The 22,261-nt window shown below is 58.3% G+C and carries 13 protein-coding genes and 3 pseudogenes; 4 read left to right on the top strand and 12 right to left on the bottom strand.

What is annotated here, in order from left to right; all coding sequences use genetic code 11:
- Positions 1 to 807, bottom strand: coding sequence for a hypothetical protein (locus tag KBY08_RS22250; protein WP_003401148.1), 807 nt, complete (start codon positions 805 to 807; stop codon positions 1 to 3).
- Between the two features lie 9 nt (positions 808 to 816).
- Positions 817 to 2,247 carry a hypothetical protein gene (locus tag KBY08_RS22245; protein ID WP_129449176.1) on the bottom strand — a complete coding sequence of 477 codons (1,431 nt, stop codon included), beginning with the start codon at positions 2,245 to 2,247 and terminating at the stop codon, positions 817 to 819.
- Between the two features lie 375 nt (positions 2,248 to 2,622).
- On the opposite strand from KBY08_RS22245, the pseudogene KBY08_RS22240 reads away from it, so the two are divergent.
- A pseudogene (locus KBY08_RS22240) lies at positions 2,623 to 3,697 on the top strand (IS3 family transposase).
- 188 nt (positions 3,698 to 3,885) lie between these two features.
- Here KBY08_RS22240 and KBY08_RS22235 read toward each other — a convergent pair.
- Complete coding sequence (locus KBY08_RS22235; RefSeq protein WP_060405742.1) at positions 3,886 to 4,350, bottom strand: DUF3429 domain-containing protein; 465 nt, start codon at positions 4,348 to 4,350, stop codon at positions 3,886 to 3,888.
- 461 nt (positions 4,351 to 4,811) lie between these two features.
- Here KBY08_RS22235 and KBY08_RS22230 point away from each other — a divergent pair, with 461 nt between their 5' ends.
- Positions 4,812 to 5,882 carry an alpha/beta fold hydrolase gene (locus tag KBY08_RS22230; RefSeq protein WP_111522715.1) on the top strand — a complete coding sequence of 357 codons (1,071 nt, stop codon included), beginning with the start codon at positions 4,812 to 4,814 and terminating at the stop codon, positions 5,880 to 5,882.
- 48 nt (positions 5,883 to 5,930) lie between these two features.
- Here KBY08_RS22230 and KBY08_RS22225 read toward each other — a convergent pair whose 3' ends face one another.
- Positions 5,931 to 7,256, bottom strand: coding sequence for an NAD(P)/FAD-dependent oxidoreductase (locus KBY08_RS22225; protein ID WP_024651652.1), 1,326 nt, complete (start codon positions 7,254 to 7,256; stop codon positions 5,931 to 5,933).
- 370 nt (positions 7,257 to 7,626) lie between these two features.
- On the opposite strand from KBY08_RS22225, the gene tspO reads away from it, so the two are divergent.
- A complete protein-coding gene (gene tspO, locus KBY08_RS22220; protein ID WP_024642940.1) occupies positions 7,627 to 8,067 on the top strand; it encodes a tryptophan-rich sensory protein TspO in 441 nt (146 codons plus the stop codon).
- Between the two features lie 124 nt (positions 8,068 to 8,191).
- Here tspO and KBY08_RS22215 read toward each other — a convergent pair whose 3' ends face one another.
- From KBY08_RS22215 to KBY08_RS22195, 6 genes and pseudogenes are all read right to left on the bottom strand, one after another.
- Entirely contained in the window at positions 8,192 to 9,370 is a 1,179-nt protein-coding gene (locus KBY08_RS22215) for a DUF2252 domain-containing protein (protein WP_225651261.1), read from the bottom strand.
- Between the two features lie 243 nt (positions 9,371 to 9,613).
- A pseudogene (locus tag KBY08_RS26950) lies at positions 9,614 to 10,192 on the bottom strand (methyl-accepting chemotaxis protein); the annotation flags it as partial.
- A 279-nt stretch (positions 10,193 to 10,471) separates the two neighbouring features.
- Positions 10,472 to 11,236: pseudogene (locus KBY08_RS26945) on the bottom strand (MCP four helix bundle domain-containing protein); the annotation flags it as partial.
- A 482-nt stretch (positions 11,237 to 11,718) separates the two neighbouring features.
- Positions 11,719 to 14,748 carry an efflux RND transporter permease subunit gene (locus KBY08_RS22205; RefSeq protein WP_032655790.1) on the bottom strand — a complete coding sequence of 1,010 codons (3,030 nt, stop codon included), beginning with the start codon at positions 14,746 to 14,748 and terminating at the stop codon, positions 11,719 to 11,721.
- Complete coding sequence (locus KBY08_RS22200; RefSeq protein ID WP_011267830.1) at positions 14,745 to 15,848, bottom strand: efflux RND transporter periplasmic adaptor subunit; 1,104 nt, start codon at positions 15,846 to 15,848, stop codon at positions 14,745 to 14,747. The genes KBY08_RS22205 and KBY08_RS22200 overlap by 4 nt, the downstream gene beginning before the upstream one ends.
- A complete protein-coding gene (locus tag KBY08_RS22195; protein ID WP_110393047.1) occupies positions 15,845 to 17,275 on the bottom strand; it encodes an efflux transporter outer membrane subunit in 1,431 nt (476 codons plus the stop codon). The genes KBY08_RS22200 and KBY08_RS22195 overlap by 4 nt, the downstream gene beginning before the upstream one ends.
- A gap of 276 nt (positions 17,276 to 17,551) precedes the next feature.
- Between KBY08_RS22195 and KBY08_RS22190 the strand changes: the two genes are divergently transcribed.
- Complete coding sequence (locus tag KBY08_RS22190) at positions 17,552 to 18,886, top strand: diaminobutyrate--2-oxoglutarate transaminase family protein (RefSeq protein WP_011267828.1); 1,335 nt, start codon at positions 17,552 to 17,554, stop codon at positions 18,884 to 18,886.
- Positions 18,887 to 19,100: 214 nt separating this feature from the next.
- Here the strand turns inward: KBY08_RS22190 and KBY08_RS22185 are convergent, their stop codons facing one another.
- A complete protein-coding gene (locus KBY08_RS22185; protein ID WP_225651260.1) occupies positions 19,101 to 21,062 on the bottom strand; it encodes a MacB family efflux pump subunit in 1,962 nt (653 codons plus the stop codon).
- 2 nt (positions 21,063 to 21,064) lie between these two features.
- Positions 21,065 to 22,222, bottom strand: a complete 1,158-nt coding sequence (macA, locus tag KBY08_RS22180; protein WP_011267826.1) for a macrolide transporter subunit MacA — start codon at positions 22,220 to 22,222, stop codon at positions 21,065 to 21,067.
- Between the last annotated feature and the right edge of the window lie 39 nt (positions 22,223 to 22,261).

Genomic DNA, 22,261 nt, shown 5'->3' with positions numbered 1-22,261 from the left:
TCAACCCTCCATTGGATCAGTGCGTGTAACGTTGGCGCCAGAGTTAATGAAATACGACTCCCAAAATCCGGCTTGAGAACGTTTTTGGATCTCCGGGCGATTCAGCAGAAAATTGAGCTCGACATCCACATTGTTAAGTTGAGCTTTGGTGGTTTGACCATAGGGCGTTTGCTTAAAGGTCTGAAAATCTGGAACTGCCTTGTACATGCTGAATTGCGGTACGTTAGGGATCATGTCTGAGAAGACAATCAGCTTTCGCTCGCCTTTGATCTGCTGGTGCTCGAAGCCATTAATCGCGACCAGCTGAAGCATTTCGAAAATAGGAGAACGCTGTGAGCTTTCCTTCAGCAGCAGCGAATCTGCGACTGCGACCAAAGGCTCGACAAACTCTTGCTGATAGCGTTTCTTTATGCGGGCGAGGTTCGCAGTCATGCCTGATTTGTCCTCCCCTATCCCCGGATTGCATTTTTCAAACACGGGTTTCGCGTGTGCTATGAAATCTGAGCCCAGGACAAACACCGAGACCATGTAGCCCTCTGGCACTCCTCGCGTGGCCAAACTGCGCATTCGCTGGAGAAGCGCCTCCTTCTGCACAAACCTGTAAGGATCAGTGTTGTCGATGAGAACGATGTAGTGACCAAGCGCGCCCGTCGTTGGACACAGAGTTTCACGATCCGGGGCTTTGTCCCTGTTGCGAAAAAGCATCGTGAGACCTGTAATCAATAGCACCACGACCAGAACTACAATGATCAGCCATTTTATCTCGCGATTCTTCTTCTGTTGGGCGGCTCGGCTAAGTCTGGCCATGATGACTCCTTACTGGCTGATCTGATCGCGAAAAGGAACGAGTTGATCGAATTTTTGGGTGAATGAGGACTCGATTTCGTGCCGAATGCCTGCCGCTTTGGCGAGCAGCTTCGCATGACTATCAGTTTGATTAGCCAAGGCCGCCTCCTGTATATCGGTTCTGAAATCTGGGAGGACGAGCTCTTGCAATGGCACCTGGTCTTTGAAATAAACTGGAGAAGGCGTGTTTTGTCGGTACATCTCGTTTTCTGAACGAAATAGCCCAATCAGCGAAGACATGATGTTTTCGGCCTTGTTGAGGACGGCCCGAAGGCGGTGCTCCGTCACCCTCTTCTCTTCCAGTTGCTGATGATACTCAACGATATCCTTTTTGGACTTCTCAATATCGTCATCTAGTTGCGCAAGCCTCTTTTCTTGAAGACCTGCCAAAGCTTCTTTTACGAACTCAATTTCGGATTCGTAAGCGTTAATCTCTTGATCTGCGTGACGCTGGGCATCGGTGTAACCTGGGTAGAAATCTTTCCATAAAAAACCATCCATGCAGCTCATAGCTGCAAAAACAAGACTCAGCCCAAACAACATCAATGAGATGATGTCTGCAAATTCAAATGGGGAACTGAACAGGGTTTGCATAGCGATCTTGGCGGCTTCGGATGAACTGATGTCGGCTCGTACTGCCAGCGCATCACGAAAATGCGACGTGACCATCGCAATGAAGACCGCGCCCGTAATCAAGGGAAGGATCGAAATCCAGCCCCACAGCTTGCGTGACCACTTGCGGTGATTGAGGTGAGGTAGTCCGAATCGACCCCAGGAAAAACCCCAGAAGATATTGGCTGCTGCAAGTCCGCCCGCGTACAGAAAACCGTCAATGAATCCCCCGTCGAAGCTGGCAGCAAAAAGCTCAGCGTTGATCGACGCCTCAATGATCAGCATGATGACCAAGGCAAATGAGAGCACGACCGTCCATGTCGATGAGTTGACCTTGGCGCTGCGTACCAGATTGTTCTCTGCCTTAAAGTGCTCAAGCTCATTGCGCGCCTGCTCAGCCTTCAATCGGGTTGACTTGAGCAGTTGAGCATTGTCCGAAAGGATAGAGTTGGCCAAGCGCTCAAACTCCCTGTCGGCTTCCATTGCTCGATTCACGACGGGGGTGATATCAAGGTCTGCCAGCTTGTTATGAATAGTCTTAAGCCTGTGCGTCGCCCAGGATAAGGCGTCTCTGCGAGCATTTTCCAACCGCCCTTTGATAGCCTCTTCTGTGCCAGAAAGCTTCGTGTCATCACTGGCTGGCAACCCCAGCATGCCTTGCCTCTTGGCATGATGTTCTACCTTGAGCTCTGCTTTGAGTTCATCAAGCTCCAAGGGATACAGGAATGGGTTGTCGCTCTTGTCGACCTTCCGGGAGACACTGAACCACCGAATGATTGCTTTGAGCACGATTTGACCCATCCTACGATGTAAGCTGAATGACTAGTTTTCGGGGTTCGATGAGCCTGAGGACGGCTCGATAGAGGCCGTTGATTCACGATGTGGCGGAAACCGCCTTGACTTGCTGAAGCAGAGACGTCAAATGACTGGGGGAGATGAGCAAGCGCTTCATGAGGCAATACGATCCTTCGTTCAACTGCGGTCGGCAATAGTAATGGCATAATGACTACCAGAAGGTGCATTTGCAAGGCTCTAGTCCCCTCTCTTCCGACGGAATGTATTATTGAGCTGGATCGTGCAGAGGATCATCAGAGGGTCCTTGTAGTGGTCTAATGATTCCGGACACTCATTTAGGCGATAATGCTCGCCAGAACGAGGTATCAGATGACCAAACAACGCCGTACCTTTTCCCCTGAATTCAAGCGCGAGGCTGCTGACCTCGTTCTCAAGCAGGATTACAGCTTCATTGAGGCCAGCCGCTCGCTTGGTATCGGCGAGTCGGCTTTGCGCCGATGGGTCGATCAAGTGCAGCAAGAACGCACGGGCGTCATCCCGCAGAGCAAAGCGCTGACCCCGGAGCAGCAGAAAATCCAAGAGCTGGAAGCCCGAATTGCTCGCCTTGAGCGGGAAAAATCGATCTTAAAAAAAGCTACCGCGCTCTTGATGTCGGAAGAACACGAGCGCCTGCGCTGATCGATCAGCTCGGTATCCATGAGCCCATCAGGTTGCTGTGCGAGGTGTTCGAGACACCTCGCTCGTGCTACTACAACCATTGCCTGCGGCGTCGGGCTCCAGACGCCGAGCGGGTTCGTTTACTCAGCCGCGTCAATGAATTGTTCGGGCAAAGTCGAAGCGCTGCCGGCAGCTGCATCATCGTGTCGATGATGCAAGAAGATGGCGAGCAAATCGGTCGGTTCAAGGTGCGTGGCCTGATGCGGGAACTGGGATTGATCAGCAAGCAACCGGGCTCGCATGCTTATAAAAAAGCAACAGTGGAGCGGCCTGACATTCCGAACATTTTGAATCAAGAGTTTAATGTACTCGCGCCCAATCAGGTCTGGTGTGGCGACATCACCTACATCTGGGCACAAGGAAAATGGCATTACCTGCCGGTGGTTATGGATCTTAATGCGCGTCGGGTGGTGTGCTGTTTCACTCAGATCAGGGCTCCCAATATGGGAGCCGACAGTTTCGCCAGCGGCTTTGGCGATACCGCATGCGCCAGAGCATGAGTCGCCGGGATAATTGCTACGACAACTCGCCGATGGAACCTGTATTCCGCAGTTTGAAAACTGAGTGGATACCGCCCGTACGCTACATGACGGTCCAAGAGGCTCAGCGGGATATCAGCCATTATCTTATGCATCGTTATAACTGGATTCGGCTACACCAGTTCAATGATGGGCTGGCGCCCGCTCAGTACGAGAAAAACCTTAACGTCGTGTCCGGGATCAGTTGACCACTACAAAGCGGGAACAAATACAAAAGGTCAGGCCGAAGCATTTGAACGGGTAGAGCTTGGGATAAAGACGGCCCCAGATTTCCTACAGCCTCCATTTCATGAACCCCGATGCCTCGACCTCCCTCTGTGCTTGCTGACGCGGCATCGACGAATCCTCCACGGCCAACATTTGATTATGAGAGGTTTCATAAATGAAGCGCCTCAACCATCGCGGCAAGCAGCAGGCAGATGCTAACCACAGCGGTAAGCCGTAATCGCATAGGAAGGTACCAGCCGGGCAAGCTTATAACCCGCAAGAGCAGTCTGTCCTGCCAAAAGTGGACAACAAAGCCGATGACCAGCAGCAAGCAACCCAATGGCATTGGCAGTAACGTGGCAATCCAGGCAATAAGTGCAGGGATGACACTCCAGATGAACCGGCCGCTGCGCTGCTCGGCTTTCATGTCTTGGGCGGTCATGGCGAAGCCCCAGTGCAAGGCGCCGACGAAGCTCAGTATGACGGCTCCATAGTTGACAAGGGCAATCGCAAACAGCGGCCGATAGTCGCTAGAGAACGGGATCAGCAGCGCCAGAGAAATAAACGGCAAAAGGCCGCCATAACCCAGCAGGCTGACGTGCTTTGGCAGAGAGGTTGAAGGCAACGCGTTCATTTGTATTTGTATTCCTTACAGTGAGCGACACTCAAGACTGTAGGCCCAAAAGCCCCGATTGAGCGAGACATTGATAGCAGGTGGGCCCCGCCTTATTACCCGGTCTTCAGGGTAACCCCATATCGTGATTGAGCCGAGAGCAGTGAGCCGTTGGGAAAATTGAACGAGATCCTGCATCGGCCCCCTGCCCGGCTGAGGCCTTCCGAAAGCGCGCAGCCTATTGCTATGTTAAATAATGTTATATAAAAATTAACTTAACATTATCTGATCGTTGGCAGATTATCTCTCCAACACCCATGACGCCCTGACAAAAATACAAAGCAGGACGGGAGCGAAGATCCCCGTATCGACACCCGTCCACGTTGCGCCATGATTGTCTCGCCCTGAGGATTAGCCAAGTGATCACTCCTGCAAGCATCGAAGCGCAGGACCTCCTAAAACAAAAATAATAGGACACAATCATGCATAGATTCATTTCACGTCCCGCGATTGGGTTGTTGTTTTCTCTAGCCTTATTCGGTCCCGCCATCAGTGCCGCGCCGTTACCCGCCGCGACCGAGGGCGACTGGGTTGCACCGCAGTTCACCTTCCATACCGGTGAAAAACTCGCCAACCTCAAACTGCACTACATCACCCTTGGCAATCCCAGGAATCCCGCCATCCTCTTTCTGCACGGCACCTATCGGCCAGGCAGCGATATGCTGAGCAAGGACTTTGGCGGTGAGCTGTTTGGCCCTGGTCAGCCGCTGGATGCCAGCAAGTACTACATCATTTCCACCGATGGCATTGGCGTAGGCCAGTCCAGCAAACCATCGGACGGCTTGCGTACCCGGTTTCCGGCGTACAACTACAACGACATGGTTCAAGCCCAGTATCGGTTGGTCACCGAAGGTCTGGGTATCAAGCACCTGAGGCTGATCATCGGTAACTCCATGGGCGGCATGCAAACCTGGATGTGGGGCCAGAACTGGCCGCAGATGATGGACGCACTGGTGCCCATGGCTTCCCAACCCACCGAAATGTCATCCCGCAACTGGATGATGCGCCGCTTGCTGGTGGAGTCGATCAAGCAAGACCCGGCCTGGAACAACGGTAACTACAGCGCGCAACCGCCCTCCCTGCGCTTGGCCAACGCGATGTTCAGCATCGCTACCAGTGGCGGTACTCTGGCGTATCAGGCGGCTGCCCCGGCCCGCGCTCAGGCCGATAAGCTGGTGGATGAACGCCTCAGCGCTGCACAAACCGGCGACGCCAATGACTTCATCTACCAATGGCAATCTTCTGCCGACTTCAACGCAGGCCCCGGTCTGAAGAAAATCCAGGCGCCGGTGCTGGCCATCAATTCGGCAGACGATGAGCGCATCCCACCGGAAACAGGCCTGATGGAGGCGTCGATGAAAGAACTCAAGCACGCACGGCTATTACTTATCCCCGCCAGCGCCGACACCCGCGGTCACGGCACCACGAGCATGGCGAAGTTCTATAGCAAGGAACTCGAGCAGTTTATGCGCGAGACTGAAAAGGCAAAATAAATCTACCTCCTCACCCCGGCCAAACGTTTTCAACAAGACGGCTTCAGCTCAAAAGTCCGCCACCTTGCCCCAGGCGGACGTTTGAAAGCGGTCCGGGTGATAAGGACGCGGATCAACAATGGGGCTCACACCGCTGACAATATCGGCGATAAGATGACCTGCGCCGGGGCCAATACCAAAGCCATGCCCGCTGAACCCGGCCGCGATCACCAACCCCGGCAGGCTGGCCATTTCGCCGATACCGGGAACGCCGTCTGGCGTACTGTCCACGTAACCGGCCCACGACGCCTTGATCGACGTACCCTGCAGTGCCGGCACCAATTCCACCGCGCGCTTGTAAGTTAGCGCAACCGCGGAGGCGTCAGCGCTTGGGTCGAGAATGCGCATTCTCTCCATCGGCGTGGGCTGGTCCAGGCGCCAGCGCTTCAAGCTTTCGTGGCCTGCTTGCCAGCCTTCCAGCCCCCCAGGCGCAAGGTTGCGCCAGCGGCGCTGAAACATTGGCAGGAATTGTGTAGAGAACCTCAGCAACTGCGGCGTGATATCGACTCGCCCCCGGCCACTGATCGCCAGCGTGTAACTGCCATCAAAGCGGCGGGTCATGGACGCGCCGGTGGTATGCAGCGCACTGGGAATTTCCTGGCTCGGGGCGGTGACCGAAAGTACGGTCTGACGAATCGTCGCTTGCGGGAAGCGAATACCATACTGGCGGCAGAACGACGACGCCCAGGCGCCTGCGGCAAGCACCGCGAGCCGGGTGCGGATGGTGCCCTTTTCGGTGACCACTGCCGACAAGCGGCCGCCCTCGGTCTCGACGCCCCGCACGGCGCAGTCCTGATGAACGCTACTGCCCAGTGCCATGATCGCGCGCGCGACTGCGGGGGCTGCGCGAGAAGGGTCGGCAATGCCATCTGTGGGCGCAAACACCCCGCCTTTCCAAGGCTTGCCCGTCGCCCTGCCCCGTTCGGCGGCCTGCTCGGCGGTGAGCATCTGGGTCTGAACGTTGACAGTGCGCGCAAACTCGCCCCAGCGCGCCCACCCTTCCAGCTCCTGGTCGTTGTTACTCAGGTAGAGCAAACCGCACCGTGTAAAACCGGTCTGTTCACCGGATTGCGCGGCGAATTGCTCCCACAGTTCTAGGCTTTTGGTGGCCATCGGCAGTTCACGCGCATCGCGATTCTGCTGACGGCACCATCCCCAGTTACGGCTTGACTGCTCGGCGCCTATGCGGCCCTTTTCAACCAGCGTGACCTTCATGCCGCGCCTGGCAAGGTAATAGGCGGTAAACGCGCCAATGATACCGCCGCCGATCACAACCACATCGGCCTGCGCCGGCAGATCTGCAGAGGTATGCACGGGAGTTAAAGGTGCTGGCATGTTCTGGTTATCCGCCTGAGTTCAGAAGAGTGACCTGTTGCTAGAGCCCGACCAGTCCGGCCAGCCCTCCGATAAAGCGCAGACCACCGTGGTCTGACGGGCATCTGGCCATCAAGGGTTTATTACACCACCATAAGGCCGTCAATAAGCGCTTAAACGCAGGGCTACATGGTAGAAACCACCGTTTAAACGGCACGCCTCGGCAGACTTTATCGAGGCGCCGGGTATGCCCCACGGGGCGAGCTGGAGGATCGACCCTTTCTCGCCCTGCCCGTCACATCAAAAAAACGGACCTTTTCAACGCGAAGGCGTCCAACCTGGGTATCGCTACCACCGATCAGCCTCATAAGCCCTCGACCCAGGACAACCCATGACCTTCTTCATTTTCCTTCTAGCCTGCTGCGCCGCCGGAGCAACCGGCATCATCTTCAAGCCAGGAGCATGGTACGAATCTCTTAAGAAGCCGAGTTTCACCCCACCTGACTGGGCGTTTCCGGTGGCGTGGACGACGATTTATCTGCTTCTCGCCTGGGCCGGCTATCGCTTGACGCTGATCCCCGGCAGCGAGATCGTGCTGGCCCTGTGGGCGGCTCAAATTGCCCTGAATACGTTGTGGACGCCGGTATTTTTTGGTGCGAACCGCCTGGTTGCTGCGATGGTGATTCTGGTTCTGCTGTGGATCGTGGTTGCCGCGATGATCGTAATGGCCTTGCAACTGGACATCATCACCGGGCTGATCCTGTTCCCTTACCTGGTCTGGCTCTCGGTAGCAGCGGCGCTGAACTTCTCCATTCTGCGCCACAACAGATAAGTACCGGGCACTTACTGTCTTGTGCTTCGCCGGAGAGCTTGAGCGGAATACTGGTTAACCGAACCCTGTGCGCCAGGGACGGCCAACATCAGCAACTAATCTGTTCCGCTCAACTCACAAGGCGCTACAGAGCGTAGCGCCGACAATGCTCAAGGTAGCCTTGCTCGTGGCTACCGACCAGTTGAACGACGCTCGACCATAGCCAGGAGGGAGCGTCCAGGGTCTCGGACCGATTGCTTTGCAGATCCCTGATCCACGCCGCACGTGTGGCCAGGTCCATCTGTCTGGCATGGGCGTTACCAACCACTTTTGCGAGATATGCTGCGGCCTGCATGGCCTCTTGCTCAGTGAGCTCATCCAGTTCCAGCTTCATGTCCTGAGGAAGCAGCTCACGAATGAAGAACGAGTGATCCAGCATGCGCACGGCAACCATTCGGCTACCCAGGCCGGGCGACAGGTTGCGGGCGCCCTCCACAACCCGTTTGCCGTTGTCTCTGGGCATGCGAGCCCTCGCCGTACGTGGGGCCGCTGCTGCGACGGCTTCCTTGACGTCGAGTAGGCAGAACTCTTCATCCTCTTCATCGCCAACCACCATCAGCACTGCGTAGCGAAGCAGCCCCAGAGAGCTGCATCCTTTTACCCAATAGGCGGAGTCAAGCAAGCGCACACGGTCATCCTGGGACCTGCCTTTGAGCGAGGTCACCAGCGCATGAATCTCCGGCGTCTCACAAAGCGCCTTGATCGCATCGCGTTCCGCACGCGACAGTTGCCAGAAATGCTTGCCCAGCGGAATGGTCGGTTGCGTACCTTCGAAGCGTTCCTTGGCCAGATGCTTCCACGTGCGTTGCACCGCGCTACGCATTCCGGCTTTCACTTGCGCAGGACGATCGGGCTCTTCATCGTCGTCGCCCATAAACGCTTCTTCGTAGCCCTGCATCATCTCTTCCAGCATTCTTGCAGTGGTGACACCGGGTAGATCCGAGCCACGAGCAGCCGTCGCTAACGACAATCCCAGCCTCACCAGATCATGGGCAGGATTGCCGATGACGGCTTGATCGAGGTCGCGGATATGCATGTCGATGCGCCCTCTCGAGTCCCCCGTGGGCCCCAGATTGCCGGCATGACAGTCTCCGCAGATCCAGACCGGCGGACCGCTGGGCAGACGTCTGCCTGACTGACTGTGAAGCCACTCATAGAACTGGGCGGTATTGCCTCGCACGAACGCGTGCGCAGACCGCGCCATCTTTAAATTGCGCAAGTTGGTGAGGGATTTGAGACGGGTGTCGGGGCGAGGCGTTTTCATTGGAAAACCTTGAAGAGGGTTATTCCATTGACTCGGTATGTGACACGAATGTTTCAAGATATTTCGCATCTGGTCGCTATTCGTGTTCAACGTCGAGACCAGACTCAAATCACTCTCAAGCGCTTCGGCCCCGCAAACTCGCGAGGTCAACCCGTAAACAAGAGAAAAGCAAAGGAAAGCAGCGTGTATTCTCGGCCCAAATGGTCCAGACGACCAGACCGGGAATACACCTGCACAAGCCCGTTAAAGCTTGAACTGCGCAACCATGGTGTTGAACGAAGTCGCCAGCCGTGACAGCTCCTGACTGGATGCGCTCGTTTGATTGGCGCCTGCCGCCGACTGGGCACTCAGCTCCTGAATGTTGACCAGGTTGCGATCCACTTCGCGTGCGACCTGGGCCTGCTCTTCGGAAGCCGAGGCAATCACCATGTTGCGCTCGTTGATCATCCCCACGCCGCTGGTGATTTTTTCCAGCGCACTGCCGGCGCGCTGCGCGAGTTCCTGGGTGTTGGTGGCCGTTGCCAGGCTTTTGCTCATGGCCGCGACCGCACCGTCGGCGCCGGACTGCACGGTACCGATCATGCCTTCGATTTCCACCGTTGAAGCCTGAGTGCGGTGTGCAAGCGCGCGCACTTCGTCGGCTACTACGGCAAACCCTCTGCCTTGTTCGCCGGCGCGTGCTGCCTCGATGGCGGCGTTCAGCGCCAGCAGGTTGGTCTGTTCGGCGATGCTGCGGATGACCTCGAGCACTTTGCTGATATCCCGGACGTGGCCGGCGAGTGTTGTCACAGACCCTGTCGACTCGGTAATTTCGCTGACCATCGTGCCGATGCCCTTAACGGTGTCATTTACCTGGCCACGACCGTTAGCGGCGTCGGTTGCCAGTGTTTTGGACTCCTCCGACGTAGATACCGCATTGCGGGCTACCTCTTCCACGGCAGCAGTCATTTCGTTCACCGCCGTTGCAGCCTGCTGAATCTCGTCATTTTGCCGAGTAAGGCCGCGGGTGCTTTCTTCAGTGACTGCGCCAAGCTCTTCGGCAGCGGAGGCAAGCTGATCGGACGCGCTGGAAATCTCCTGAATCGTTCGTTTCAAATTGCCCTGCATCGTGCCGATCGCATTGAGCAGATGCCCCGCTTCATCGCCTCGGGTGCTGGAAACGCTCTGGGTCAGGTCACCCGATGCAATACGTTGTGCAACTTCGATAGCGCTTCTCAGTGGTCCGGTAATCATGCGAGTGATCACAATACCCAACATGATCGCCACCACAAACGCGATGACAATACCCGCGGTCAGCATGAATACCGAGGTGCTTTGCAACCTGTCAGCGGCCTCTGCCCCCTCTTTGATCTGGCGCTTGTTGGAGTCGATCATGATCTGTAGATAGCCGCGAGCCTTGTTGAACTCTCCTTCCGCCAGTGCGTTGAGGCGATTGCGCGCGTCTTCCAGTTTGCCTGCCTGCTGCAGGTCAAAGATGTTCTGGGAAGCAGACATGTAGGCCGGCATCAAGGCGTCGTACTGGTCACCCGCTGCGCGTTCATCGTCCTCCAACGGAGTCGCGCGGTAGATGGCATAGACTTTCTGCGCACGCTCCAGCTCGCCGTTGATGCTTTGGCGCATTTTCTCAGCCGTGGCCTTATCCTTGGCATCAAGCAAACGGTAAAGCCCGCGGTTATGAGTGGTCAGGGCGGTCATCGTCTCGTTGGTGTTGGCCACTGAAACCAGGTTATTCGAGAATGTCAGCTCAAGGGCATCGGAAAGCCGGTTGATACCGAGCATCCCCAAACCACCCACAGCCAATGTGATCATGGCGCAAACGATGAACGCGGCCATGAGTTTTTTAGCGAAACTGGTGCGATTTATCATGTTCATTGATTATCCATCATCTTTAAGTAAGGGGTCACTTCTGTCCGAGAGCCCTACTGCACTAGAGGCAAGTAGTTACACGTGGATTTTGCGCACGTTTGCTATAAGCGGTTCGTTGCACTACAGAAATGGTCAGCCATTTCTGCGCCAGAGTGGAACCTGCCGATAACAACAAGTAACGGTGCCGCTGTGTAGTGGCTATCTGCCGTCAAGTCGTGAGCTTTACAGGCCGCAAGGCTGGGGAGTGCTGTTCATGGCACTCTAACCTTTCGCGATCCCTGACTTTATCGGCATGGATTGGATTTTATGAACAGGCCTAGGGTGGAACGGACTAAAAAAGTGGTGATTAGATGAACGCGGGCACTGCTGCGCTGGGTGCGTTCAGTGGAATCCAGAGAGGAAACGTATCGAAATGCGAAGTACTCTCTCTGGTGCTTATCCCTGTCCGGGCGCATGCCGCCATGGCGGATTACACTGTTTTATCAAGGTCTGCGGAACAAACGTTTAAGCCTCTCATGACCATCATCGACATAAGTAAAGATAACGGGCACTACCAACAGGCTTAGTACGGTCGAGGCCAATAGTCCGCCGATGACGACCACCGCCATCGGCTGGCGGAAACCTGATTCGCCACCCCATCCCAATGCGGTCGGCAACATGCCCGCGCCCATTGCAATGGTGGTCATTAGAATTGGTCGGGCGCGTTTGTGGCAGGCGTCGATCAACGCGTCATAGCGGCTCACGGTCGGTGCACGGCGGGCCATGATTGCGTACTCCACCAGCAGGATCGAGTTCTTGGTCACGATCCCCATCAGCATCAGCAAACCGATGACCGACGCCATGGAAAAACTCATCCCGCCGATCAACAGTGCCAACAGTGCGCCGCCCAACGATAGAGGCAGCGCCGAGAGGATTGTCAGCGGCTGCATGAAGTCATGGAACAACAGCACCAGTACCGCGTAGATACAGAACACGCCGACGGCCATCGCCAGACTGAAGTTGCCAAACAACTCGCTCATCAACTGCAACTCGCCCTGCTCCACCAGTTTTACTTGCGCTGGCAGGTTCTGCATGACCGGCAACTGCCTGGCCTGCTCCATCACTTCGCCCAGGTTGCTGCCATTGAGTTCGATGGACAGCGTGATATTGCGCAAGCGATCGATACGATCAATCTGCGCGGGGCCGCTGCCCATGCTGAGCTCGCCCAGCGACGCCAGTGCTATCTGGCCATCACGCCCGGTGACCCTTAACTGACCGAGGCTTTGCAGATCGGTACGCACTTGCGGCTGCATGCGCACCCGCACATTGACCTGGCGCTGGGACAGATTGATCTTGCCCAGGGACGAACTGTATTCGCCATAGGTGGCCATGCGCAGAGTGTCGGCGATGTCCTGGCTACTGATGCCCTGCTCTGCCGCGCGGACAACATCCGGGCGCATCTGGATTTCCGGCCGTTGTACCGCAGCACTTGAGGTGACGTTGCCGATGCCTTTTATCTGGCGTAACTGCGGTTCAAGCGCGGCGGCAGTCCGCTCCAGCAAATCGCCATCATCGCTGGCAAGGACGATGTCCAGCCGTTCGCCGCTGGCGTCACCGCCGACCGTCACCCGCACACCAGGCAAGCTGCGCAGACTTTCACGCATGCTCGCTTCCACCTGGGATTGTTTCAGTGCGCGCTGGTCACGCGGCAGCAAATCGACGGTCAGTTTCGCATCGCGATCACCTGCACCGCCCGTTTCGCCGCTGCCGGCCGCGATGAACACGTGGGCCACTTCAGGAATCGCGCGTAAACGCTTTTCAGCCTGCAAGGCAACCTCACCGGTCTGAGCCAGACTGCTGCCGGGCGGCAGTTCCAGGCTGACGGTGCTGCTGGCAATGTCCTGGGCAGGCAGAAAGCTGGTCGGCAGCAACGGGATCAGCGCCAGCGAGCCGATAAACAAAGCACCAACAATGGCCATGGTGGTCTTGCGGCGGCTCAGGCTGGTGTGAATCCAGCCCAGGTAACGTCTCATCAAACCGCTGTCATGCTCGCCATGCGGACGTGGCTTGAGTAAATACGCCGCCATCATCGGCGTCAGAAGACGGGCGACCAGCAACGAAAACATCAACGCAGCGCTGGCCGTCACACCGAACTGGCGAAACAGTTTGCCGGAAATCCCGCCCATGAAAGCGGTCGGCAGGAATACCGCGACCAGGGTCACGGTGGTTGCCAATACCGCAAGGCCGATCTCGTCGGACGCCTCAATCGCGGCCTGTCGCGGGGTTTTGCCCATGCGCAGGTGGCGCGCAATGTTTTCGACCTCAACAATGGCATCGTCGACCAGAATGCCGATTACCAGCGCCAGCGCCAGCAGCGAAACGGTATTGAGGCTAAAGCCGGCAAAATACATCACGCCGAAGGTCGGGATGATCGACAAAGGCAGTGCCGTGGCCACGATAATCGTCGCCCGCCAGTCACGCAGGAACCACCAGACCACCAAAACCGCCAGTAACATCCCTTCGTAGAGCAGCGCCATGGAGCCGCGATAGTTTTCCATCACCGGCTCGACGGCATTACTCGCCTCTTCGATACGCACATCAGGGTGTTGTATGGCGAACTCATTGACTGCCTGACGCAAATCCCTGGTCACGCCGACGTCGGAAAAACCCAGGGAGCGGATGACCTGAAAGCCAATCACCGGTTTGCCGTCGCGATACGCCAGGGTGTTGCGCTCGGCATGGGTGTCACGCACGGTTGCCAGTTGCTGCACTGCGAGCATTCGTCCATCGCTGACGGGAATGCGGATGGCGCCCAGCGCCGCCGGGTCGTCAATGCCGCCCAGGACACGCAGCGCCTGTTGACCGCTGCCCAGATCGCCCTGGCCGCCGGAATTGTCTTTCTGCATCGCCCGCAAACGATCCGCGATGTCGGTCACACTCAGCCCCAGGCCGGCCATTAACGCCGGATCAAGGTCAACCTGGACTTCGCGGTCCACACCGCCCACGCGGCTGATCTTTGCGACACCACGTACGGTCAGCAACTGCTTGCTCAACTCATTGTCGACAAACCATGACAACGCTTCTTCGTCCATCCGTGGCGCATCGACCACATAGGTCAGCAACGCCGTGGTATTGGTGGTCAGGCGGGTTACCGATGGCGTGTCGAGGCTGGCGGGCAATTCAGCCGCAGCGCTGTCCACCGCATTGCGTACTTCGTTGAGGGCTTCGTTGCCATCCTTGTCGATGTCGAAGATGACATTGATGAGGACGCTACCTTCGGTAACTTGCGTGGTGACATGCTTGAGCAGGCGCAACGAGGTCAGCTTGTCTTCGAGCTTGCGCGCGACTTCGGTTTCCAGTTGTTCGGGGGCGGCCCCTTCCAGCGAGGCACTGATGACCACTGCAGGCAGATCGGTATCGGGAAAGTCCTGAATACCGAGGCGCTCGAACCCGAGGAAACCAAACAGGGTCAGCAGTAAAAACAGCATGACCGCCGGGACCGGGTAACGAATCGACAGCGCGGAGATATTCATTGCACACGGGCCTCGGCGTTGACCAGTGTCACGCTGGCCCCGTCATTGAGGAAGGCCCCACCGCTGCGGACGATCTGTGCCTGCTCTGGCAGGCCGCCGAGGATTTCCAGCGCCGATCCACGACGCCTTCCGACCTCGACCACCTGTTGGCTGACGCGCATGTCCTTGCCCAGCACAAACACATAAGAGCGCCCATCGCGCAGGATCACGCTGGTGTCTGGAACCGTCAGCGCCGGGCTGGACGGCAGTTCGATGCGACCGCTGGCGTACATGCCGGCGCGCGCCACAGACCCCACCGGCAGGGAGACATAGACCAGCGCCCTGCTGGTCTTGCTGTCGAGCATTGGCGAGACCAGCCGCACGCGCCCTTGCACCGCAATACCACCGGGCAGCGTCACACGGGCGAGCTGACCGGCCTTGACGCCTGGCAGTTGCTGGGCATCCAGTTCCGCCTGCCACTCGATGCGGCCATCGCGGATCATCCTGAACATTTCACTGCCCGCCGATACCACATCGCCAAGCAAGGCCTTGCGCCCGGAGATAATCCCGTCATCCACCGCGACGATGCGCGTCTGCGCAAGCTTGATCCGGATGCTGCGCAGATCGGCATTCGCCGAGGCCAGGTCAGCTTCGGCGGTCTGCACCTTGACCCGGTACTCTTCCAGTTTCTGCTCGGACAGGGCGCCGCTCTGACCTACCGAGGCCGCCCGCCTGGCATTGGAGCGGGCTTCCTGCAGTTGCGCAGTGGCCTGGGCGGCCGCCGACTTCTGCTTGTTTTCCTCAGCCAGCACGCTGTCATCGGCCAGGGTCGCCAAAACCTGGCCCTTCTTCACCTGATCGCCGATATCAGCCTTCAGGCTGGCGATACGCAAGCTTCCGGTCTCTGCACTGATCACGGCTTCCTGCCACGGCGCAAGCGCACCACTGGCCACCCGTTCCTGCGGCCAGTCTTCGCGGCGCGGTTGCACTGCCTCTACCGTCAGGCTGGTGGCCGGCGGCGCCGCAGCGGCCGGGGGCGGCTCTGCGCGGCCAGACAATAGCCAGCCCGAAACGCCCAACACCGCCAGCGTCAGCAGCCCATAAACGTGTATCTTCCTCATACGCCGCCCCGCTTCGGTGTTTCACCGGCCAAACCTTCGCGACTGTCCTGCCATCCACCGCCCAGGGCCTTGTACAGGGCAATCCAGTAGCGAACCTGATTTTGTTGCACGGTGATCAATTCGATTTCTGCCGACAGCGCCGAGCGTCGAGCCTCTTCGCGGTCCAGCAGGCTGGCATTGCCGGCCTGCCAGTTGCGGTCTGTGGCCTGGAACGACGCTTCATAACCCTCACTGGCCCGTTGCGTACTGGCTTGCGAACGCCGCGCCGCGTCCAGGCGCACCAGCGCCTGCTCGACCTCCATTACCGCTGTGCGCAGGGTTTGCCGGTAGGTCGCCAGCGCCGAGTCATAATCTGCCCGCGCCGAGTCCACTGCCGCCCGGCGCTTGCCTGCGTCGAACAGCGGAACAGTCAGTTGCGGGCCGAGGCTCCATTCGCGGCTGAATACTCCGGTGGTGGTCCCCACCTCGAACGAGCCAACCAGGCTCAGGCTGGGCAGACGATCAGCCTGGGCAGCGCCGATCTTCGCATTCGCGGCGGCCAGTTCGCGTTCGCTGGACGCCAGGTCCGGGCGCTGGCGCAACAGGTTGGCAGGTATTTCCCGAACATCCAGCAACGCAGGCTGCGGCAGTCTCGCCGGATTATGGCTGAGCACTTCTCGTACCTGATCCTCGTTGCTGCCGGTCAGCTCCACTAGGCTCTTGAGCAGCACATCGCACTCGCCTTGCTGTTTGATGAGGGTCGCATTACTGGATGCCGCACTGGCGTCGCTCAACGATGAATCAGCGGCGGCGGTAAACCCGGCCTGAAACGACACGCGAGTCAGGCGTGCGGTCTGTTCCTGGGATTGCGCCTGATCACGGTAAGCGTTCACCAGCATCTGGCAGCCGCGGTACTGCACAAAGTCATCACCGACCTCGGCGGCCAGCGATACACGAGCGTCATGCCAGTCATTGACACGTGCTTCGAGCAGATTGCGCGACGCCTCGTCGGTGCGTCGCAGTTTGCCGAACAGGTCCAGTTCCCAGGATGCATCGAGGGTTGCCCCGGAGGTCTTACCGCTCTGGCGCACCCCGCTCTGCCTGATGCCGGCGCGTGACTTGCTCACGCCGCCGCTCACTTGCGGCAGCCGGTCGGCAACGCTGCCGTCCAGCGTCGCGCGTGCCTGGGCAATGCGTGCCAGAGCCTTATCGAGAGACGGGCTGTCTGCCTGTGCCATACGCAGCAGGGTTGCCAGTGCCGGGTCATTGAACTGTTGCCACCAATCCTGCAGTCCGACCATCGACGCGCCATGGGGCAGCGGCGCATGCCACTGGCTGGCAACCTTCACCGCAGGCAATTGGTAGTCCGGGCCTAACGTACAGCCACTCAGCAATGAGACCAGAAGCGTCGACAACAGGAAGTGGCCAGCAGGTTTGCCAATAGACATAAAGCTCTCGAAGATTCCGGAACAGTGGCGTCTTGAGAAAGGAAGCAACGGGGCAAGAATCCGGACGATCAGGAGCGTTGTCGCAAGGTTTCTTACAGCGCCATAAATCCCTTTCGTAGCATGCATTTAACGCCTGAGACCGCAGGAAGTCTGTCGTGGAATACGGGGACAGTCCCACGGCGATAAGTTGGCGATCACCCTGAGGTTCTTACAGAATCGGGCTCCGCTCGAAGCGAGTATCAATGAATCCGTACCTGTGCCACCAAGGGATCGACTATGGAAGAGTTAAGCAATCTCAAGAAACTGGAGTCGAATGCGCGCACCTACGCAGCGACCTTCCAGCAGCTGTTTGTCAGCGGCAGAGGCATGCGAGTCAAGGACGCCAACGGCCAGGAATACCTTGACTGCCTGTCCAACGCTGGCACGCTTGCATTGGGTCATAACCCACCGGTGGTCCGTGAAGCGGTGATCGAATTTCTGAACAGTGATCATCTGCAGCAGGCCCTTGACCTGGCCACACCGGCCAAGCACGCCTTCGTCGAAGAACTGTTCGCAACGTTGCCTGCCAGCATGCGTGACAACAGCAAAATCCTGTTCTGCGGCCCCAGCGGCTCAGACGCGGTCGAAGCCGCAATCAAACTGGCCCGTCATTACACCCAGCGCTCGCCGCTGATGTCTTTCCACGGGGGTTATCACGGCATGACCGCTGGTGCGTTGTCGGCCATGGGCAACCTCAACCCCAAGGCCGGCCTGCTGGCCCAGGGCACCCACTTCCTGCCCTTCCCCTATCGCTTCCGCTGCCCGTTCGGCACCGATGGTGAACATACTGACCGCCTCTCCATCGAGTACATCCGCACTGTACTCAGTGACCCGGAAAGCGGTGTGCCCAAACCGGCTGCGGTGGTGGTCGAAGTGATCCAGGGCGAAGGCGGCTGCATCGCAGCATCGGCAGAGTGGCTGCGCGCCGTGCGGGAGATCACCCATGAGCTCGGGATCTTGCTGATTATCGACGAAGTGCAAACCGGCCTCGGACGTACCGGCAACCTGTTTGCCATCGAACACTCCGGGATAACGCCGGATATTCTGGTGCTGTCCAAGGCCATCGGTGGCGGTTACCCGATATCAGTGATCGTCTATGCCGAGCACCTGGATACATGGGGCCCTGGCATGCACGCAGGTACCTTCCGTGGCAACCAGGTGGCAATGGTGGCCGGGGCTGCGACCATGCGTCATATCAAGGAGCACGATCTGGTCGGCAATGCCACGCGCCGGGGTGAGCAGTTGCACAGCGGGCTGGAGGACATCGCCCGGCAGTTTCCGTTTATCGGCGATGTTCGTGGTCGTGGCCTGATGCTCGGTGTGGAAATCGTCAAGCCGACCAACGGGTCACGTCCGGGGGCTGGCGATGGCGCGCGGGCGCGGGCGATCAAGCTGGAGTGCTTCAACAACGGCATGATCATCGAGACCGGTGGACGCAACAGTGCAGTCCTGCGCTTCCTGCCACCGTTGAACATTACCGAGTCGGAAGTGGGCATGATCCTCGACCGCTTCGAACAGTCCCTCAAGAGCAGTAGCGCGGCTCGGGTTTCCAGTGTCAGCGCGGTAGGCTGAGTCCTCGCAACAGCTTGCCAGAGAGGCTGGCGCAGACGACAGCTACCCGTCGACTGCGCCAGTCTCGCGAGCAGCATTCCCCCCTTTGGCTTCCTGCCTGGATGTAATAAGCCGATCTTTGTGACTCCACCGGCAGCAAGCGCTTGTCAGTGCGCGGTCGCACGCACGCGCCCTTCTCCACTGGGCAGGACATCCTTGTCCTGCAATCCCCCTGTCAATCCCGTGCCAGTGCCTCGATCGGATCGAGCTGTGCCGCGTTACGTGCCGGTACGAAGCCGAACACGATGCCGATCAATGTCGAGCAGATGAACGCAGTGACAATCGAGCCCAGGGAGAACACCATCTGCCACTCCTTGACCAGCAGTGAAAACACATAGCCGATCACGAACGACAGGCTGATGCCGATGACCCCGCCAATCAGGCAGACCATCACCGCCTCCACCAGAAACTGCTGACGGATATCCGACTGGCGTGCCCCGACGGCCATGCGAATGCCGATCTCGCGCGTCCGTTCCGTGACCGACACCAGCATGATGTTCATCACCCCGATGCCGCCGACCGCCAGCGAGATCACCGCGATCAACGACAGCAACAGGGCCAGCGACTGACTGGTCTTCTGCACCGTTTGCATCACGCTGTCGAGGTTGTAGGTGAAGAAGTCCTTGGTCCCGTGCCGCTTTTGCAACAGCTTGTTTACGTTGTCCTCGACCACCTTGCTTGGCTGTCCGTCCTTGACCCGCACGGTGATGCCGTCCAGGTAGGTCTGACCCAGCAGGCGTCCGGAGGCGGTTTCGTAGGGCATCCAGATATTCAGGTTCTTGCTGGTGTCGAAGATGTTTTTCTTGTTCTCGGTCACGCCGATCACCGTACACGGCAGGTTACCCACCAGGATCACCTGGCCCAGCGGGTCGACCTTGGGACCGAACAGGCGAATCCGCGTGTTGTGATCGATCACCACCACCTGTGCCTGCCGCCGGGCGTCATACTTGTTGAAACCCACCCCCAGGCCCATCTTCGTGCCACGCACCTGGAAGTAGCTCGGGCTGACCCCGCTCACCGTCGCCGATACGTCGATATTGCGGTAGCGCACCAGCAGGTTGCGGCCGATATTCGGTGTGGCGCTGTCGATGTAGTACTCACTGCTCAACGCCGCCACATCGGACAGCGCCAGGGTCTGGATATCCATGGACTTGGTGTCGCCAAAGTCACTGCCTGGGAACACCTCGATGGTATTGCTGCCGATGGCCTGGATGTCCTTGAGCACATAGCGCTTGGCCCCTTCGCCGATCGCTACGATCGACACCACCGAGGTGATGCCGATGATGATCCCGAGCATGGTCAGCAGCGTGCGCATGCGATGCGAGATCAGCGCCACCCACGCCATGACGAAAGCTTCCTGGAACAGGCCGATGTTAGCCATCAGCCGGTTGCCCTGCCTGGGTTTGGTCGGCAGGCGCTCGGTGGTTTTTTCGTTGATGATCGGGCGATCGGTGTTGACCCGGTCGGCGATGATCTCGCCGTCACGCATCTCGATGATGCGCTCGGCGTGCGCTGCCACCTTCTCGTCGTGAGTCACCAAAATCACGGTGTGTCCGGCGCTGTTGAGCTCCAGGAGGATATTCATCACCTCCTTGCCGCTCACGCTGTCGAGGGCGCCAGTGGGTTCGTCGGCCAGAATGATCTCGCCGCCGTTCATCAAGGCCCGGGCGATACTCACCCGCTGCTGCTGGCCGCCTGACAACTGGCTTGGCCGATGCTCCAGATGCCCGGACAGGCCCAGACGCTCGAGCAGCTTCTGCGCGCGCTCCACGCGCATGCCCTTGCCGGTGCCTGCGTAGATAGCTGGCATTTCGACATTCTGGATCGCCGCCAGGTGCGGCAACAGGTGATAACGTTGGAAAATGAAACCGAAGTGATCGCGACGCAGCTCTGCCAGCTCATCATCGGTAAGCGTACCGGTTTCACGCCCGTCGACCTTGTAACTGCCGCTGTTGGGGTGGTCCAGACAGCCCAGCACGTTCATCAGCGTTGACTTGCCGGAACCCGAGGCCCCGGTAATGGCAACCAGTTCGCCGGCATTGATCGTGAGGTTGATGTCATTAAGCGCGATGAAGTCCTTTTCGCCGGCGACGAAACGACGGGTGACACCGTTGAGTTCCAGAAGAGCTCGACTCATGGTCAGGCCCCCGCTGCTGCTGGTGTAGCCGACGGTTCACCGATCACCACCTGGTCACCCTCGGCAAGGCCACTCTTGATCTCGACCCGCACGTTGTTGTTGATGCCGGTCTGCACATTGCGGCTCTGGGCCTGGCCCTGCGCGTCCACCACACGCACCGGGAAGCTGCCGTCGCCATTCTTGTCGCCCAGGGCCGCAACAGGGACAGTCAACACGTCCTTGGCCTTTTCACGCACGATATGCACTTGGGCGGTCATCGAAATACGCAGGCGGTGATCAGGGTTGGGGACGTCGAACAATGCGTTGTAGAACACCGCACTGTTCGGTTTGCTGGCGGTGCTGGATTGCGCATCAAGGAAGTTTTGCGGCGCTGGCTCCGTGCCTTTCAGCTTGGCGTAATAGCGTTTTTCGGCATCGCCGAGGATGGTGAAATACACCTCTTGCCCGGGGGTGATATGAATCACGTCGGCCTCGGAGACCTGAGCCTTGACGGTCATGGTGTCCAGATCCGCCAATTTGAGAATCACCGGTGTCAGTTGGCTGGCGATCACAGTCTGACCTTCCTGCGTCACGATACCCACCACATCACCACTGATCGGCGCGACGATACGGGTGTAGCCCAGGTTGATCCTGGCGGTCTCGATCTGGATTCTTGCGTCGCGCACCTGGGCTTCCAGCGACCGCAGGTTGGCACTCCGGACCTCGAAGTCCGATTGCGCCGTATCGAAGTCCTTTTGCGAGATCGCATCATCCGCACGCAGTTGCTTGTAGCGCTGGTAAATGGCTTTGGCGTCCTTGAGCTGTGCGACAGCCGCATCCTTCTGGGCGATCAGGTTCTGTTCGTTGACCTGCGACTGGCGCAGAGTGTTCTGCAGCACCACGGGATCGATTTCCGCCAGCCACTGACCCTGTTTGACCTTGTCGCCCAGATTGACCTTCAAAGACTTGAGCTGGCCCGAGACCTGCGCGCCGACGTCAACCTGCTTGATGCCCTGCAGCACCCCGCTGGCCAGCACCGAGTTTTCGATATCGGTGCGTTCGACCTTGGCAGTCAGGTACTCCGGAGCTTTTTCCGGGGACTGGACGCTGTAGGCAATACCCGCTGCCAGAACCAACAGCACGACAACGATGAGCACTTTGCGAAACTTCAACTTTTTCATAGAAAGCCACGAATGTGTTGAGGATTGACCCGGCGATCA

The organism is Pseudomonas sp. P135 (assembly GCF_020312125.1).
Lineage (GTDB): Bacteria > Pseudomonadota > Gammaproteobacteria > Pseudomonadales > Pseudomonadaceae > Aquipseudomonas > Aquipseudomonas fragariae.
This window is presented reverse-complemented; position numbering and strand designations above follow the sequence as displayed.

What these genes read in the sequence shown, in the direction of transcription:
- KBY08_RS22185 (WP_225651260.1), bottom strand. Translation starts at nt 21,062, where the DNA reads ATGAGTCGAGCTCTTCTGGAACTCAACGGTGTCACCCGTCGTTTCGTC.
- KBY08_RS22205 (WP_032655790.1), bottom strand. Translation starts at nt 14,748, where the DNA reads ATGAATATCTCCGCGCTGTCGATTCGTTACCCGGTCCCGGCGGTCATG.
- tspO (WP_024642940.1), top strand. Translation starts at nt 7,627, where the DNA reads ATGACCTTCTTCATTTTCCTTCTAGCCTGCTGCGCCGCCGGAGCAACC.
- KBY08_RS22225 (WP_024651652.1), bottom strand. Translation starts at nt 7,256, where the DNA reads ATGCCAGCACCTTTAACTCCCGTGCATACCTCTGCAGATCTGCCGGCG.
- KBY08_RS22190 (WP_011267828.1), top strand. Translation starts at nt 17,552, where the DNA reads ATGGAAGAGTTAAGCAATCTCAAGAAACTGGAGTCGAATGCGCGCACC.
- KBY08_RS22230 (WP_111522715.1), top strand. Translation starts at nt 4,812, where the DNA reads ATGCATAGATTCATTTCACGTCCCGCGATTGGGTTGTTGTTTTCTCTA.
- KBY08_RS22200 (WP_011267830.1), bottom strand. Translation starts at nt 15,848, where the DNA reads ATGAGGAAGATACACGTTTATGGGCTGCTGACGCTGGCGGTGTTGGGC.
- KBY08_RS22235 (WP_060405742.1), bottom strand. Translation starts at nt 4,350, where the DNA reads ATGAACGCGTTGCCTTCAACCTCTCTGCCAAAGCACGTCAGCCTGCTG.
- KBY08_RS22250 (WP_003401148.1), bottom strand. Translation starts at nt 807, where the DNA reads ATGGCCAGACTTAGCCGAGCCGCCCAACAGAAGAAGAATCGCGAGATA.
- macA (WP_011267826.1), bottom strand. Translation starts at nt 22,222, where the DNA reads ATGAAAAAGTTGAAGTTTCGCAAAGTGCTCATCGTTGTCGTGCTGTTG.
- KBY08_RS22215 (WP_225651261.1), bottom strand. Translation starts at nt 9,370, where the DNA reads ATGAAAACGCCTCGCCCCGACACCCGTCTCAAATCCCTCACCAACTTG.
- KBY08_RS22195 (WP_110393047.1), bottom strand. Translation starts at nt 17,275, where the DNA reads ATGTCTATTGGCAAACCTGCTGGCCACTTCCTGTTGTCGACGCTTCTG.